Source organism: uncultured Ruegeria sp. (assembly GCF_947497005.1).
Lineage (GTDB): Bacteria > Pseudomonadota > Alphaproteobacteria > Rhodobacterales > Rhodobacteraceae > Ruegeria.
This window is the reverse complement of the sequence record NZ_CANMFF010000017.1, coordinates 1-16,037: the sequence shown is the minus strand read 5'-3', so window position 1 is coordinate 16,037 and position 16,037 is coordinate 1. Positions and strand designations below refer to the sequence as shown.

Annotated in this window: 18 protein-coding genes; 12 read left to right on the top strand and 6 right to left on the bottom strand. The window is 53.4% G+C overall.

All coding sequences use genetic code 11. The features are described from left to right. The first annotated feature begins 20 nt into the window (after window positions 1–20). The 6 genes from Q0816_RS20065 (at window position 21) to Q0816_RS20040 (ending at window position 5,517) form a co-directional block, all read left to right on the top strand. Window positions 21–980, top strand: coding sequence for a tripartite tricarboxylate transporter substrate binding protein (locus Q0816_RS20065; protein WP_298853986.1), 960 nt, complete (start codon window positions 21–23; stop codon window positions 978–980). Between the two features lie 59 nt (window positions 981–1,039). Then, the gene (locus Q0816_RS20060) at window positions 1,040–2,461 is read left to right on the top strand and encodes an aldehyde dehydrogenase family protein (RefSeq protein ID WP_298853984.1); all 1,422 of its coding nucleotides are present in this window, start codon (window positions 1,040–1,042) and stop codon (window positions 2,459–2,461) included. After that, window positions 2,458–3,969 (top strand): AMP-binding protein, encoded by a 1,512-nt coding sequence (locus Q0816_RS20055; protein WP_298853982.1) that lies wholly within the window; start codon window positions 2,458–2,460, stop codon window positions 3,967–3,969. Before Q0816_RS20060 ends, Q0816_RS20055 begins: the two co-directional genes overlap by 4 nt. 237 nt (window positions 3,970–4,206) lie before the next feature. Then, window positions 4,207–4,521: a helix-turn-helix domain-containing protein gene (locus Q0816_RS20050; RefSeq protein WP_298853980.1), complete on the top strand. Its 315-nt coding sequence runs from the start codon at window positions 4,207–4,209 to the stop codon at window positions 4,519–4,521. Continuing rightward, the gene (locus tag Q0816_RS20045) at window positions 4,518–4,907 is read left to right on the top strand and encodes a VOC family protein (protein WP_298853978.1); all 390 of its coding nucleotides are present in this window, start codon (window positions 4,518–4,520) and stop codon (window positions 4,905–4,907) included. The genes Q0816_RS20050 and Q0816_RS20045 overlap by 4 nt, the downstream gene beginning before the upstream one ends. Window positions 4,908–5,259: 352 nt before the next feature. Continuing rightward, on the top strand, window positions 5,260–5,517 hold the full coding sequence (locus Q0816_RS20040; RefSeq protein WP_298853976.1) for a YjhX family toxin: 258 nt from the start codon (window positions 5,260–5,262) through the stop codon (window positions 5,515–5,517). Window positions 5,518–5,682: 165 nt separating this feature from the next. On the opposite strand, the gene Q0816_RS20035 is transcribed toward Q0816_RS20040, so the two are convergent. Both Q0816_RS20035 and Q0816_RS20030 read right to left on the bottom strand, forming a co-directional pair. After that, window positions 5,683–6,315, bottom strand: coding sequence for a tyrosine-type recombinase/integrase (locus Q0816_RS20035; RefSeq protein WP_298853974.1), 633 nt, complete (start codon window positions 6,313–6,315; stop codon window positions 5,683–5,685). Between the two features lie 136 nt (window positions 6,316–6,451). Continuing rightward, window positions 6,452–6,940: a MarR family winged helix-turn-helix transcriptional regulator gene (locus Q0816_RS20030; RefSeq protein ID WP_298853972.1), complete on the bottom strand. Its 489-nt coding sequence runs from the start codon at window positions 6,938–6,940 to the stop codon at window positions 6,452–6,454. Between the two features lie 103 nt (window positions 6,941–7,043). Here Q0816_RS20030 and Q0816_RS20025 point away from each other — a divergent pair, with 103 nt between their 5' ends. The 4 genes from Q0816_RS20025 to Q0816_RS20010 all read left to right on the top strand — a co-directional run bounded on the left by Q0816_RS20025 (window position 7,044) and on the right by Q0816_RS20010 (window position 11,073). Continuing rightward, window positions 7,044–7,412 carry an antibiotic biosynthesis monooxygenase gene (locus Q0816_RS20025; RefSeq protein ID WP_298853971.1) on the top strand — a complete coding sequence of 123 codons (369 nt, stop codon included), beginning with the start codon at window positions 7,044–7,046 and terminating at the stop codon, window positions 7,410–7,412. A gap of 37 nt (window positions 7,413–7,449) precedes the next feature. Next, window positions 7,450–7,893: a hypothetical protein gene (locus Q0816_RS20020; RefSeq protein WP_298853969.1), complete on the top strand. Its 444-nt coding sequence runs from the start codon at window positions 7,450–7,452 to the stop codon at window positions 7,891–7,893. 660 nt (window positions 7,894–8,553) lie between these two features. Continuing rightward, window positions 8,554–10,086 carry a tannase/feruloyl esterase family alpha/beta hydrolase gene (locus Q0816_RS20015; protein WP_298853967.1) on the top strand — a complete coding sequence of 511 codons (1,533 nt, stop codon included), beginning with the start codon at window positions 8,554–8,556 and terminating at the stop codon, window positions 10,084–10,086. A gap of 42 nt (window positions 10,087–10,128) precedes the next feature. Then, window positions 10,129–11,073: an efflux RND transporter periplasmic adaptor subunit gene (locus Q0816_RS20010; protein ID WP_298853965.1), complete on the top strand. Its 945-nt coding sequence runs from the start codon at window positions 10,129–10,131 to the stop codon at window positions 11,071–11,073. 99 nt (window positions 11,074–11,172) lie between these two features. Here Q0816_RS20010 and Q0816_RS20005 read toward each other — a convergent pair whose 3' ends face one another. Together Q0816_RS20005 and Q0816_RS20000 are read right to left on the bottom strand one after the other, a co-directional pair. Further along, window positions 11,173–12,429: an MFS transporter gene (locus Q0816_RS20005; protein ID WP_298853963.1), complete on the bottom strand. Its 1,257-nt coding sequence runs from the start codon at window positions 12,427–12,429 to the stop codon at window positions 11,173–11,175. A gap of 662 nt (window positions 12,430–13,091) precedes the next feature. Further along, the gene (locus Q0816_RS20000; protein WP_298853961.1) at window positions 13,092–13,673 is read right to left on the bottom strand and encodes a TetR-like C-terminal domain-containing protein; all 582 of its coding nucleotides are present in this window, start codon (window positions 13,671–13,673) and stop codon (window positions 13,092–13,094) included. Between the two features lie 124 nt (window positions 13,674–13,797). Here Q0816_RS20000 and Q0816_RS19995 point away from each other — a divergent pair, with 124 nt between their 5' ends. Both Q0816_RS19995 and Q0816_RS19990 read left to right on the top strand, forming a co-directional pair. After that, entirely contained in the window at window positions 13,798–14,388 is a 591-nt protein-coding gene (locus Q0816_RS19995) for a YceI family protein (protein WP_298853959.1), read from the top strand. A 65-nt stretch (window positions 14,389–14,453) separates the two neighbouring features. Then, complete coding sequence (locus Q0816_RS19990; RefSeq protein ID WP_298853956.1) at window positions 14,454–14,993, top strand: luciferase family protein; 540 nt, start codon at window positions 14,454–14,456, stop codon at window positions 14,991–14,993. A 373-nt stretch (window positions 14,994–15,366) separates the two neighbouring features. On the opposite strand, the gene Q0816_RS19985 is transcribed toward Q0816_RS19990, so the two are convergent. After that, window positions 15,367–15,585: a GDCCVxC domain-containing (seleno)protein gene (locus Q0816_RS19985; protein WP_298853954.1), complete on the bottom strand. Its 219-nt coding sequence runs from the start codon at window positions 15,583–15,585 to the stop codon at window positions 15,367–15,369. Window positions 15,586–15,589: 4 nt separating this feature from the next. Then, window positions 15,590–15,913, bottom strand: coding sequence for a hypothetical protein (locus Q0816_RS19980; protein ID WP_298853952.1), 324 nt, complete (start codon window positions 15,911–15,913; stop codon window positions 15,590–15,592). Between the last annotated feature and the right edge of the window lie 124 nt (window positions 15,914–16,037).

Below are 16,037 nucleotides of genomic sequence, written 5' to 3'. Positions count from 1 at the left end.
TAATCTGGGAGGAAACGCAAATGAAACGAATGATTGCATGGGCCGCATTGGCCCTTATGAGCCTGACAGGCGCGGCGCTGGCCGAGGAATACCCCGAACGACCGATCATGATGATGGTCAGTTACGGTGCAGGTGGCGCGACCGATTTTCAGGCGCGGATTGTCACCATGACCTCAGGGAACGAGGATGCGCTGGGCATGCCCATCGCCATCATCAACAAACCCGGAGCGGGCGGACGTGTTGGTTGGAACTGGTTTGCAACTCAGGCCGATCCGGATGGCTATACGCTGGCGGCCTATAACGTTCCGCATTTCATCGCCCAGTCGATCAAGGGTGGTGTGGAATATTCGACTGACAGCTTTGAACCCATTGCAAACTGGGGCGCTGATCCGGCTGTGTTTGTGGTTGGTGCCGACAGTGAATTTAACTCGATGGAGGACATCGTCGCCTATGCCAAGGAAAACCCCGGAAAGCTGACCGTATCCGGCGCGGGTCTTTTTGTTGGCCACCACATTGCCGCCCTGCAGATCGACAAGGCCGCGGGAACCAAGATGGCTTACATCCCTACCAAAGGTGGCGGAGCGGCCGCCATGAAAGCGGTGATCGCTGGTGAAGTCTTGGGCGGTATCAACAACCTGTCCGATGCGTTCCGCGCGCAAGAGGCGGGCAACGTTAAAATCCTCGGCGTTGCAGACCTGGAGCGCAGCACATTCCTGCCGGACGTGCCAACGATGAAGGAACAGGGGCTGGACGTGGATAATTCGTCGGTCAATTTTCGGGGAGTGATGGTGCCCAAGGGAACACCTCCTGAGGTGATCGAGAAACTGGCCGCCACAGTGCCTGAAATGTTCGCTAATTCACGTGTCGCCAAGAAGATGGAAGCAGGTGGATCGCCCATGCACATCATGACACGCGACGAAGTGATCGAGATGTGGGCGCAACGCCAGCAGACTCTGAACGAATTGCTTGCCGGTCTCTGATCCGGACATTCCCATCGGGGCGGAGTCGGTCCGCCCCGAGCAACCAATCGAGGAACAAGATGAACGCTCAGGACGAGATTGCCCCTGAAATCGCCGAAGTGAATCGTATCGTAGCTCGAGCGCGTACAGCTCAGGTAGCCTTTGAAGCCCGAGGCAGTCAGGTGCTATATGACAGAGCGGCACTGGCGGTGGGTTGGGCCATTATGGAACCAACTCGCAATCGAACGCTGGCCGAGACTGCTGTCGAAACCACCGGTCTGGGCAATGTTCCCGACAAGATCACGAAGAACCACCGCAAGACACTCGGTCTGTTGCGTGATATCGCTGACGCGAAAACCCATGGCATCATCAACGAAGACCCGACTACCGGTATTAGCGAGATTGCTCGCCCTATCGGCGTGATCGGCGCGGTTGTGCCGTCGACCAACCCAGCCGCGACACCCGCGAATAACATCATCAACGCACTCAAAGGCGGCAATTCCATCGTAGTGGCACCGTCGCCCAAAGGCGTGGCGTCCTGCGAGATGCTGATTGGCTATATACACACAGAATTCGACAAACTGGGATTGGATCACGATCTGGTTCAGATGATCCCGGCGCCCGGGTCAAAGGCCAAGACACAGCGATTGATGGAAACAGTTGATCGGGTGATCTGCACTGGCAGTCAAAACAACGTCCACCGCGCGCAATCCTGTGGCACCCCTGCGGTTGCCGTTGGTGCCGGAAACGTCACGGTGATCGTGGATGAGACTGCTGAACTGCAAGCAGCAGCAGCCAAGATTGCTGCCTCGAAATGCTTTGACAACGCAACTTCGTGCTCCTCTGAGAATTCGGTGATCTTGGTGGACGCGGTCTATGACGCCTTTGTCGCGGCGATGACTGCTGAGGGCGGTGCATTGGTGCCGTCTTCCGGTGCAAGTGACATCGTCGCGCGGCTCTGGCCCGACGGTCATCTCAACCGTTCGGTCATTGCACAGGATGCCGACAAGATGCTCGAAGCTTTGGGGATGGCGGGTAAAGTACCCGACGGAACCAAGTTTCTCGCCGTGGAAACGGACGGAATAGGGCCGGACCATCCTTTATCCGGGGAAAAACTCAGCCGGGTTTTAGCACTCTATCGCGCCGCAGATTTCGAAGACGCGAAGGCCACCGCCTCCCGTATTCTAGCGCATCAGGGGGCGGGGCATTCGGTTGGTATACATACCGACGATGACACGCGTGCAGTTGAGTTGGGTCGTGACTTACCCACCTGCCGGGTCATCGTAAATCAAGCGCATACATTTGCCACTGGCGGCAGTTTTACCAACGGATTGCCCTTTTCCCTCTCGATGGGCTGCGGCAGCTGGGGGGGGAATTCTATCGACACCAACCTGCATTGGCGGCATTTCGTCCAAACCACCAAAATCGTGCGTGAAACATCGCCGCGCGAACCTGGGCTGGACGAAGTGTTCGGCAGTTACTGGTCGGAGGCTGGACAATGATGGAACCGCCCAAAGGAACCGTCCGCGACTGGCTGAACCAAAGGGCAAGTCAGGGAGGAACCGGTTTCGTTTTCCCGGACGGGGCACCGGACCTGAGCTGGGGTGAATTGCGCGAAGCAGCCCACCGCATCGCAGTCATGATAACCGGTTTAGGTGTAGCAAAAGGCGAAAGCGTTGCCATCCTCTACCCCAATAGCCGCGAGGCGCTTGAGGTCCTTTTCGGCGTTCTCTACGGAGGATTTCGGGCGACGATGATTAACCTTGTTGCGGGCGACAACGCCGTAGCCTACGCGCTGGAACACAGTGGCGCACGGTATGGTTTTGTGCATCCCGGACAAACGGAGTTATTCGAGCGAACAGCCGATCCAGCCAGTATCACGGCGCTGCAAGCTGCAAATGCCGTCGATGCCGACGGTAAACTACATAGTATCTCTTCCGATAGTCATGCGCTGTTGATGTATACCTCGGGAACTACCGGGCGCCCCAAGGGCGTCGTCCACACACATTCCAGCCTGCTGGCAGGGGGTTGGACGACTACAGTTGCGCATGAGTTGTCCGAGGTTGATCGCGGGTTTTGCGTTTTACCGATTTACCATATCAACGGACTGTGTGTGACGGTCATCGGAACGCTGGTTTCAGGCGGATCATTGGCCGTGTGTGACCGATTTTCGGCCAGCCGATTTTGGAACAATCTGAGTAAGGTTGAGGCAACCTGGTTTTCAGTCGTGCCCACCATCATTTCTCACCTGCTACACTCTGACACCAAGCCGGATGCCCAAACCCGCCAGCATGTGCGTTTCGGGCGTTCTGCATCTTCTGCGCTGGCACCAGACGTGCAGCGTGCGTTTGAAGACCGGTTCCAAATCCCGATCGTCGAGACCATGGGGCTTACGGAAACCGCTGCACAGATATTGTCCAACCCATTGCCACCAGGCATCCGTAAAATTGGGTCTCCAGGTATTGCTTTCGGCAATGAAGCGGCGATCTTCGACGCACAGTGCCAGCCGGTATCACGCGAAACAGAAGGCGAGTTGGTAATTCGCGGACCGAACGTCATGTTGGAATATCTCAAGAACCCCGAAGCGACAGCTGATACATTTACCGCCGAAGGCTGGTTGCGCACCGGTGATCTCGCCCGCATGGACAAGGACGGATACGTTTTTGTCACTGGCCGGCTGAAGGAGTTGATCATCAAGGGCGGTGAGAACATTGCCCCGCGCGAGATCGACGAGGCGCTTTATTCCCACCCCGACGTTGTTGAAGCTGCAGCTTTTGCACGCCCCTGTGCCAGCTATGGCGAAACCGTCGAGGCGGCTGTCAAAATTCGCGAAGGTTCTGAATTGACCCCTTTGGATTTGTCGAAGATTTGCAAAGCCCAATTAGGTCGTTTCAAATCACCCGATGAAGTTCATATCTTGCCTGATCTTCCTAAGGGGCCGTCGGGGAAAATCCAAAGAAACAGGATACTCGAGATCGTTAACGAGAAAGCTGGTAACTCAATTATCTGAACATCCACGATACTGTTTGATAGAAAGCCCAATATCCGCGTCTGCGAAGTTGCCTGGCAGCAACCAACAGTGTGGTCAAATGGCCGCTTTGGGCAGCTGATATTGCCACCCGAAACTAACCCGAACAGATACTACGCTGCCCCCGAGGTCGCCTTCGAGCCTGTAGCGAGCATTTGCATCTACTGAAAGGAATGACCGTACGATTTGACATGCAACAATATCGTTGCATTATGGGGCATGAGCGTACAGTTCGATCCGCAGATTAGCATTCTTTTCAACGCGCTTGGGGACACAACCCGGTTGTTGATCCTTGATGAGCTGAGAAAGCGTGACGAACAGACGCTTTTCGAACTCTGCGCACGACTGTTCGAAGAGCATTCAGTCACAATATCCAGACAAGGTATCACAAGGCATCTGAATACGCTGGAGCAGGCAGGTCTAATCACCACGGCATGGCGAGGGCGCACAAAAATTCACACACGGGTGGCGGCGCCAATTGCCGATGCGATCAACCCTTGGGTCGAACTGTTCTCAAAAGGAGACGCCAAATGAAAATGTACATAAAGAGCATTGCTGTTGATGATCAGTCTAAAGCTCTCGATTTCTACACGAATAAACTCGGGTTCGTTGTGAAGCACGACATCCCCCTAGGCGAACATCGCTGGCTGACATTGGCGTCCAAGGAAGAGATCGAAGGAGTAGAATTGGGTTTAGAACCGAACGTGCATCCTGCAACGCGCGCATATCAGGAGGCGCTTATGGCCGATGGTATTCCCGTTTCGGCATTCAGCGTTGATGATATTGAGGTCGAGGTTGCCAAACTAGAGGCAGCTGGTGTCGAGTTCACACAACCTCCCGTGAAGGCTGGCGGCGCTACGATAGCCGTCTTTGACGACACCTGTGGAAATCTCATCCAGCTAGTTGAGTTGCATGTTTGATCACCAAGTACAGAAACTCTGCCAATTCCGTAAAGCTTGCATTGGTTCTCGATACAGAGAACGGCGGGAAAGAGCCCTCGTGGCCAAATACTGCAGCTCTGACGAGTGTCGGTTTTTCCGGATTTCATGAAAATAATTTTGACGCAAACATATTGACGATTCCTGGACCGAAGACTAAGTGCGTCGCACGCTTGAGGCAGTTCGCCTCTTGTTATGGAGATTTTATGAAAGAGCCCCGGGCCTAACGCCCGTTCCTGGCGAAGCACATTCAGGAACACCAACATTGATGGGCACACTCACGCGCGACGCTGAGTGTCCTGTTTCTGTACTTTCTTAAAATCGAGACATCCCAATGAACATCTCAAAGCACGAGCAACGTGTTTTGCATGAACTCGCCTTAGGTGGTGAGATAAAATACGCGCGAGCTGACAACGGAAAGGTACAATCTGTTCAGTGTTATACCCGTGACGGCTTTGTCTTTTCTGCCTGCACGATGGACGTATTCAAACGTCTCAAGGACAAGCGCTTCATCAAATCAAAAAATGGCAGCCCTTACCGGATTACGCATTTGGGGAACCAATCCGTTCGCGCACAAATGAACCAAAGATAGGAAAGAACTATGAACCATTCAGAAATCGAAGCCATCGCGGAAATCCACAGACGGGCGTTTCCCTCGCAGTCGACAACAACTGCTCTTTGGCACATTCGATGCCGGTGGAGCAGGAGCCTACCACCTCATCCGCTATGGGCCGCCCTCTGAAGGCGGCCCAGATCGTCAGATTTCGATCGCTTCAGCAATAGCGAGTGCATCCTCGAGTTTGACGCCAAGGTATCGGACCGTGCTGTCCATCTTGGTATGCCCAAGCAGGAGCTGAACGGCGCGCAAGTTGCCAGTCTTCTTGTATATTTGGGTTACCTTGGTCCGTCGCATGGAATGAGTGCCATAGGCCGTTGCTTCCAACCCGATCGAAGCGACCCAATCCCGCACGATCCGAGCATACTGCCGCGTTGAAATATGGAGGCGTTCGTGAAATCGGCCCGGCCAAAGAAACTCAGATCCGATCATCAGCGGGTCTTCCATCCATTTCGCGACCGATGCCCGAGTGCCTTCAAAAATCTCGAAGCGAACAGGTTTTTGTGTTTTGCTTTGCAGAACTGAGGCGCGTTCCTTGATTTGGCCAGACGCCATGACATCCACCACCTGCATCCGGATGAGATCACAGCCGCGAAGTTTGCTGTCGATCGCCATGTTGAAGAGAGCGAGGTCACGATGGTTTTCGGCTAGCTCCAAGCGAACCCCGATCGCCCAGACATGTTTTGGTTTCAGTGGACGCTTCTGGCCGTCGATACGGCCCTTGTTCCAAGCAGGCCGAAGCGCACGAATGGCAGGTAAGTTTGGTGTTTCCATGACTAATCCTCCGATCCGCCATACCCTCCCGGAGCGACAACCCGACGTTGACCCGATCACATAATAGCAAGATGCTGCGCCGTCCCCGAGGTCTGGAAAGAGCCCAGAATGACCGATGCTGCGCTCTCCATGAGCGTCAGCTTTGGGTCGGGCTATGATCTTGTCGCGTTGAGGCTTCTTCGAGACGTGTTTTGAGACGGTCAACAACATTTTGCGCTGTCGCAATATCATCTGGCAACAGGCCTTCCGAGAGCTCGTTCACCCATGGGATTTGCCTCGCAATCGCGGCCTCATACAACTTCTGTCCCTTTTGGGTCAGAACAACAAGATGCGCGCGTTTGTGGTGTGGGTTCGGCTGAAACTCCACTATGGCTTCTTTGCTCAATTCATTGATGATCCGTTGTACGCCCTGCCGGTGAACACCCATCGTCCGTGCATGCCAGGCAACGGATTCCGGCCGATCAGAATAAGCAATAGCGCCAAGGATCTGCCATCGGGCACTTGTCAGACCGAGTTCTGATACGAGGCGATCACCAGCAAGCTGCAATCGACCGTTCAGCCGAAACACATCCAGTATCAACGCTGTCACGGCTTCTCCTTCTTCGGTCCTTCGCGCATCCGTCATGTCGGCTCCTCATTTTGTTTGACAACATATTGTCATTGTGCTTGATGCTTCCTAAGTATGGCAACATGACACCAAAATGAAGTTGCTTTCAAGGAGTACCGAAATGGTCAGTTTCAAACCCCTCGACCCCGAGTTTCCCATTGAACGGCAATTGGGCATCGACGCTGGACCCGTCGTTCTCGTCAATCTCTTCACAGTTGATCCCGTTGACCAAGTCGCCTTGGTTGAAGCTTGGAAGAGCGATGCCCAATGGATGAAAAAGCAGCCGGGTTACATCAGTACCCAACTGCATAAGGCAATTGGTGATGGCAGCATGTACCTGAACTACGCGGTCTGGGAGTCCGTTGCGAACTTCCGCGCCGCGTTTTCAAACCCCGAGTTTCAGCAACAGCTCAACCACTATCCCTCAAGCGCTGTGACCGCCCCCCATCTGTTCGAGAAGGTTGCGGTGCCGAATTGCTGCACTGCCTGACGAAGCCCTTTCCATAAGCCAATTTGAGGGAACCGCTATGAAAACAAAGATTCACGCCATCGCGGGTGGCATCGGCTTTGTGATGATCCTCCTCTTCTGGACATCAACGGCCACGAGCGAGCTCTTTGCGAGCCATGAAACAGTCGCAACCGTCAAGGCGTTGATCCTGAAAGGCATGTTTATTCTCATCCCGGCAATGGCCATTGCTGGCGGATCGGGCATGGCAATGGCCCGGAAACGCAAGGATGCGCTGACGAGCGCGAAGAAGACCCGTATGCCAATCATCGCGCTGAACGGTTTGCTGATCCTTCTACCCGCAGCCTGGTTTCTGGCGGGTAAGGCCGCTGCTGGCGAAATCGACAGCATATTTTATGCGGTTCAGGTGATTGAACTGATCGCCGGGGCGGCCAACCTCACGATGATGGGACTGAACATTCGTGATGGCTTGCGAATGACCGGCAAAATTCGGAAGCCGCGCTGAAGGTGTGGTTCCAACCAAAGCATTGGCCAAATTGCCGACATTCGAGCAAACGCAGCGAATTGGTGCTATGTCCGCTTCTCGGAAACTGCAAAGTCGGTTGTGAATGTCCGCTGTGGGCTGCCTCCAGTCACTAATGTGAAAGGCAGCGAAAGGCGACTCCGAGTCCGACTTTGACCGACGCTGCTCGATGCCCCAATGACAGCAATGTGCAGGAAGCGGACTTTGCAAACTCAGAGCCGTTTCCTGAAAGCAGGCTTTCACGTCTTGAGGGAATTTGGTTACCCGAGCCCAAGGCGGACGTTTGCGCTGAGTAAGCTAATGCGCCTTTGTCACAGGTCGACCGAGAGAATGCCTTATATGTTCGTGTTTCCACAAACGTAGGTAGTTTCAAACCGACCGAGTTCAGCGCTGACCAAAGAAAACAGTCCGTCTAAACCGCGGTTCTTCGCCAGAAAGAGGGCCTGACATGATGATAATCCACTTTCACTTGTTCAAAGGCAGTGGTCCCTTCCCGGCCCAAGATTCTCTGGACAGTTCGGTTTTCCGGGCAGTACGGTCGGACATACTCTAAAAAGTGAATGCATGAAGGGAATCCGGATGCGCGTTTTTTTTAAAGCTTTGGACGGTTTCCAAAGACCAAGTATGCTCTTAGGATTTATGATGGCTGCGCTCACAACGGGGGCGGCTACCGCAACCGCCGGTGAGTGCAGCTTGACCGGAGTTCCCAGTGCCCCTGATATGAGCGTTTTATCTGTAGAAGCGTTGATTGAACCAGCCCAACATTGTCGTATTGTTGGAAAAATTGGTACTGAAACCGAATTTGAATTGCTTCTTCCTGACGACTGGAATGGGAAGTTCATTATGGGTGGCAGCGGCGGGTATGCCGGTAACTTTGACAACGCGGCCAACGATTTATATCGGGTTGTGGAAGATGGTTGGGCGACGGTCGCAACTGACACAGGGCACAAGGGAAGCAACATCGTGGCTTCTTGGGCTCTCAATAACCTGGAGCGGCAGGTCTCTTTTGGTTTTCAGGCTGTGCATCGGACTGCTGTCACAGCGCAAGCGATCATCGCGGACTACTACGGTTCTGAAAGTCAGCGAAACCTTTTCTTCGGCTGCTCCCGTGGCGGTGGTCAGGCTTTGATGGTCGCGCAGCGGTCACCGGACGTTTTCGACGGCATCTATGCCGGGGCACCTGCCTACTCCTGGACAAAGGAGATGGCTGGCCGGTGGACTTTTGACGCCATGAACATGTTCCCTGATCCAAACCAGATTTCGACGCCAGTGATCGATACCGAGGCGCAAGCACTTCTCGGGAATGCCATTATGGACCAGTGCGACGCACTTGATGGCTTAAAAGACGGAATACTAAATGACCCTCGACAATGTGATTTCGAGGTTTCAAGCCTGCTATGTGGTGACAGCGAGGCCAATCAGTGCCTGAGCGCAGAACAAGTCCGGGTGGCAGAAGACCTATATCGTGAAGTCGAGTTTGGAGGAACGTCTTGGCCCGGCATGCCGATGGGCGCTGAGTTGCCGGGTAGCCCGTTGGGTTGGTCGCTTTGGACGACCGGAGGCTACGTCGAAGGTGCTGAAATCGACTTTCATCCGGGCGAAGGAGGCGAGGAGACATACGAGGAGCCCCCGATACCAAACGCCACTTGGGGCTTTGCAACGCAGATGATGAAGAACTTCTTTTATGGCGATGCTGACTGGAATTACGATGGCTACGACTTCTCAGATTTTGCACACCATGCTGCGCGTCTAAGCCCAACGCTTGATGCGGATAATCCCGACCTCTCGGAATTCCGGGCCAATGGCGGCAAGCTTATTATTGACAACGGCTGGATGGACGGGTCGCTGTCTGCCCACGGAACTATCGACTATTACGAACGGGTGCTTGAGTACGACCCCTCCGCCCGCGATGATGTGCGCTTGTTTGTTCGCCCCGGCGTGACACATTGCAAAGGCGGACCTGGGCCTGATGGCACCAACTATATCGTTGCGCTGGAAGAGTGGTTAGATTCAGACAACGCACCTGACCAACTGGATGCACCTTTTGTCAATCTTGTGAGTCAAGAACCAACCGGTGAAGGACGCATAATCTGTGCGCACCCAGCCACTGTGACTTACGATGGGAGTGGCGATCCGAATAAACCGGATAGCTTCAGCTGCGTCGTTAAAAACTAGCGAAACAGAAGACGGTTGGGTGTGCTCGTAGAATAATTTGACATGTTCCCACGGAATGTCGCGATCTGTGTGTTTATCGCTTTTGCAATAGGGGTCAAAAGACAAATGGATTTTTTAGGTAGCAAGTGTTCCGTGAACTGCTCAAAATTCTTCGGCACACTCGTTGCAGCCGTCTCCATGGCGTTGCTTAGCTCCTCTCAGGTGACCGCAAGCGAACTTGATGAGGTTGTCGAACTTTTGGAACGGCAGGTCTTCGAAGGTGTCGTCGAAGCTGGAGAGCGCACACAGGTCTCGAACAGTATTAACGGAACGCTGGTTAGTGTGAACTTCATCAACGGGCAACGCGTAGAGAAAGGTGAGGTGCTTTTTGAACTCGCAAAGCAGACCTTTGAATTGGACGTCGAACTCGCTGATAATGAGGTTCGGCGGAGAGAGGTGGAACTGGAAATCGCACGCGAATCGGCAAAGCGTACGTCTTCGCTAGCGGGCACTGGCGCTGCTACAATGTTAAGGAAACAGGAGACCAAACAGGCGCTTGCTCTCGCCGAAGTCGCGTTGAGGGAAGCGAAGGCAAAGCTAAAGAAAGCACAGGTTATTCTGTCTGCAACCAAAATCGAAGCGCAGGCTTCCGGCTGGATCGTTGCCCCGAAGCATGATCTGGGGGCATATTTGAAAACGCAAACACGTCGGCCACTTGCAGAGATTTTGGACCTGAACACTGTACTGGTTTCGTATCTTCAGCCTTATGACACACTCATTGAACTTCAGAGCGTCTCACCAGTGTCTATGCCTGAGCTGCTTAAGAAGCTAAATGTCTACGTGATCCTGCCCAATGGTACGGTATTCGAAGAGTCTGGAGAAATAACCTCGACCGACAATGAGTTGGATGAACATGGCAACCTGCGCGTGTGGGCAAAGCTCAAAAATCCACAAATAATCCTGATCCCGGGTCTGAAAGTTCAGGTAAAGGCTCGCCTCAAGAACTAAAGTTTCCCTATCGAGATGCCGGTTCTATGCAGGGTTCAGTTGACCTCCGCTTCGTACTGTAGAACTGACCTTAATACCCAGCGGGATTAGGGAAAGAGCCTATCTTTTCGCTGCGGGAGCTAGCTCGAGGCTGTTTTGATTTACGATGGGCCGCTCAGCTTTTTCAGCCCGCGATGCCGGCTCGACAGTTTTGATGCGATAGGCCCCGTAGATGGTGTAACAGGCCATAACGACAAAGCAAATCCAACCCAAAGCGCCATCACCTGCAATTCCTGAGGCGAAACTCACGAACAACGGACCCACAACACTGCCGATAGTATAGGACAGAAGCATCGTGACCGCGCTGGAAGACACAAACACAGGGGCACTCCGATCCAGCGCATGCGCCACGAGAAGCGAATAAATCGTGAGCAAACTACCCCCGAGCAATATTGAGATCACTAAAAAAGGTACAATTGAATACTGTGCAGAAGTTTGCAGAAACGCCACTCCATCACCGGTTCCAAAGTAGCTGAGCCCCAGCAAGATTACCGTTGCGAACAAAGACGCAGCGAATATGACACGCCGTCTGTCCGTGCTGTCAGAACGTTTTCCGAGGGGAAATTGTAGGAGAATGCGTCCCAAGTACGTTGCGCCGATTAGGAGGGCCACATCAATTGTGCTTACTCCAAGAACGGACAGTCGGTAGGGTACTATACTCAGGACCGATATTTGCACGAACCCTACCGCGAAAGCACCGGTCATAGCCGTTGGTGCCTCCTTTAAAAGGGGCAACACTCTAACGTTTGCGCTCGACTTGATTTCTGGCGGGGTTGTGCGCGTTGCGGCGATCACAACGATTGCGAAGCAGTACAGCAAAGTGACCAGAACAAACGCCCTATCCAAATCGTCGGGTGCCAGAACGATGACGATTTGACTGGAGACTGACATGATCCCCATTACAACAGCATAGATTGCCAGCAAACGGCCACGTGACGCCTTATCCGCAGCCTCATTTATCCATGAGTCTCCTATCGCAAATAGTCCGGCTGTCGCCACGCCGGTCATAAGGCGAACGAAGAACAAGGCAGGCTCGAACTCGGTGAGCGAAAACACAAGCGCGGACCCGGCAGATATCGCAGCCCCTGCTGAGAAGGATCGGATATACCCGATATTGGAGATAGGCCCGGCAGCAAAGAAGCAGCCAAGCAGGAAGCCTAGCGAGTATGAAGCGGATGCGATGGCAGCGCTTGCTTGTGAGGCTCCTGTTTCGGCAAAATAAAGAGCCACTAGAGTACCGGAAGCCGCCGTCACCAACTGTATGGCCGCCATCGCCAGCATGACAGATCGTAATGTTATGAGTTGTGCCTGTACCACCACTCTTCCTTTATTCAGCTTCGTCTCTATGCGGCCAAGGGAACACAGCCATAGCACTATTCGCAATTGAAATTGCGTTCCAGTAGATCACCGGCACGACCATAATCTACCGGTCAATCTGTAGGCTACGTCGCAATTACACTTACTCGGGATTAGATTTTTGTACTCGTGTACGCCGACTAGTTGTCCGTCGTCAGACAGTTTTGAGGGATTCTGGGTCGTCGAAGGTCAGCTTTCCTTTGTCTTAACGCTTTTTTCGCCTTCTGCTTCGAGCTGACTGCGGTCCTTGGGAGTAAGAATGCGGGTGGCCGCTATGTCCGCGTTATGTGAGTTCGAGCGGCTTCAGATTTTGCACGCGCGGCGAATGTCGGCAAGGCGGGCCGCACTGCAGCGTCGGTGAACCAGGTCGAACGGCCGCTATGGGCCGCTGGTGTCGCCAACTGAAACCGATACAGTGCAGATGCGGCGCAACACCCGATGGCGGCTGCAAACCTAAACTGAGCTATGGTTTGAGACTAATGAACCACTCGTGAGGGGGTTGTCGTAACGAAGCCCAAAGGTGTTCAGGCGACGTGCTGATGTCTAGCGGCGACTGTAGCCCTATCGCGATCTTGGAAACTGCTAAGTATCGTAGTCGCTTTGTTTACAAATTTAGGCGATATTCAACGTTCCGAATTGGTTTTCGCTATACTGCAAAGCAGATCGACATGTTTGTCCAACCAATCTTCGTCCAGTGCCTCGTGACGTATGAGTTTGCGGAAAAAAGGTGCAGCGACTGCTAGTTCTATGAGTTGGTCAACCGGAACGTCGGCGGTGACCTCACCGCGGCCTATTGCGGCTGCAAATACTGCTTCAACACTTGCGAACCTGTCTTTCATAAATTCAGTGATCACCAACCGCGCCTCTGCATCGTTGGACGCAGCAGCGACCACCTGAGGCGCGATTTGGCCCCATGGTGTGTCATTCAAGGCTCCCATCAGTACACCGAGTAACCAGCGCAGGTCAGATCGCAGCGGGCCATCGGTTTTGGGCGGTATGTTCGGCGGTGTTGCGATGCGCCTGAACGCTGCATCACGCAGGCAACGCGCATCTGACCAATGCCTGTAAAGTGTACTGCGCGAAATGCCCGTTGCCTTTGAAACTGCGCCATGAGTTACGTGCAGCACGCCTTCATCCATCAGTATCTTTTGCGCAGCATCAAGCGCAGTCTGTCGTGTGGCGATCAGCCTGGGATCTTCTTTCAATCGCCCCTCCTATAGAACATCTTGTTGCGTTGTAGAACATTTTGTTCTATAAGTATGGCCAGCTAAAAACTAAAGCTCAATACTCGATTCCGCGAACACGTCTTGTCAAAATGGGAGCGTATCAATGTTCAAAGTGGCAGCAACCCCGCTGGCGGTACTCTTATCGATGGGAGCGACAACCGCATTGTCCGAGAGCGGCACTTACGAGCTGGAACCTGGACACAGTCAGGTATTGTTCAGCTACGACCACATCGGGTTCTCAGAAACGTTTGGAATGTTCTCAGGTTTTAGCGGTGAGATAGAGTTCAACGAAGATGATCCGTCTGGGTCATCTGTCACAGTGTCTATGCCTGTAAAATCCATGATCACGGGCTGGGACGCCCGTCTGCAACACTTCATGTCTGACGATTTCTTCAGCGCGAGTGACGGTGACGAAGTCACATTCGCCTCAACCAGCATCGAAGTGACCGGGGACAATACCGCGAATATATCTGGCGACCTGACCATGAACGGCATCACCAAACCTGTTGTTCTGGCAACGACGCTCAATAAGTTAGCACCATACCCGTTTGGTGCAAAGGAGGGCACCCCGACCTTGGGGCTGGCAGCGACGGCGACCATCGTGCGGTCTGAATTCGGACTTGGGGCGTTTGCACCTGCGGTGAGCGACGAAATAGAACTCTTGATCAATATCGAAGCGTTAAAAGCTGAATGATGTGTGCAAGGGCACAGATACGGCGCTGAGCACTCAATCTTTAATTTTGGCGGATGGTCAAAACGATGAATGTGTACCTGAGAACATTGGCGGTTGCTGTAACGGCGGTGGCATTGATGTGCCCGATGGTATCCGCACAAGAGCGCTCCTTGCCGGAGCGCACCTCGCCCCGTCCTGAAACAACAAGCGGCGTACCGCATACTCAGATTGGTGTCGAAATTAATGCCGAATTGGCCCAGCTATTGCTGGAGCGTGTTGCGCAATTCCCGGGGGTCACACTTGGTCCAACACGCATATCACTTCCTGGCGCAGTTGGTTTTCAGCTTGATCCCGACATGTTGTTGTCTCAACCGAGCTCTATCGTCGGTGGGTTTGAGTTTGCGCATATGCATCCTAATGGCAGTTTGCACGCTTCGCTGCACCCCTCATTGGCGCGACGGGCAATTGAGGCAGGCTGGGCCGTAGCTCACCCTTGGGCAAAGCAACGTCTTGGGTGGAGCGGCTTTGTCATGATATATACACCGACCACACCAGAAGAGTTGGATGTCGTCATCGATCTGGTTGAAAGTTCGTACACCTTCATCACCGGAAACACCTTGGGTTAAGCCTGTTTGCCCGAAAGTGTGCGGTGACGCCTGCTTCCTTTAAGAGTGTTGTTTCAACCGCCTTGGTTTTAGCAGTCAAATTCTTTCTTTCATTGTCGCCGTGGCGAAGCGCTCAATACGTTCAAGCCATTCGCATCAATGGTAGCTCCCGTCCCGCGCAGTTGAATTAGTAAAGCTCAGCGTCGAAGGTCCGTTTCGGGCTGCCATCAGCCACGACATGCACCGCAGAGAACAACCACTTCGAGCCCGCTTTGACCGATGCAGCGCGGTGCCCCAATGACGGCAACGCGCATAAACCCGACTTCGCAAACTTTGGCGAACGAGCCAATGCGGACACTCAACATCTCTCTCGGATGTTGCGGTTGCGACCCGCTTAACCACAACAGTGATTTCCTAACTGAATTGGCGGACACGGAACAGTTGCATAGGAACAAAATACACAGCAATCTCCTTCCAACGGTTTCAAGACTGCCTCGCATGATTTGCATTCATAAAACCACTGGCACGAGTCGGTTGGCATTTTCTCGGTTTCTATGTGCCCACACTCAGGGCAGGTCAAAGCGCTATCGAGCACCACAGTTTGTTTTGTCATTGTCTCACATCTGCATGATTAGATAGTCGTTGATCTGAACCTCATTGAACACGATGGCCCATGCCAACACGGTGATCGCACTGTTTCCGGTAAGCCACCATTTCAGATTTACTAACGTCCCGTTTCGATGCGATACGAACCACGAAACCGCGACCAGCGCTGTTGAGATGCCAAGAACATAATAGCTTGCCGCCGCTATTTTTCCGAATACCGCCAACCAGCTGCCACCCAAGCCCAACAACATCATGACCATTGGAAGAACACAGCATGTTGCGACCCCCATAGCGGAAACCGAACAAAGGTAGCTGAGGGTCACATATATCTTCATCTTTCGCTCCCTGGGTGCTCGATCTGATTGCGTTGAGGCACCGACATTTGACCTGCCCCCCGAAACTTCCCTCGCTCTGATGTAGAGTTTGCTCAACTTTTCGAAGGAGCAAACGAATGCGAAA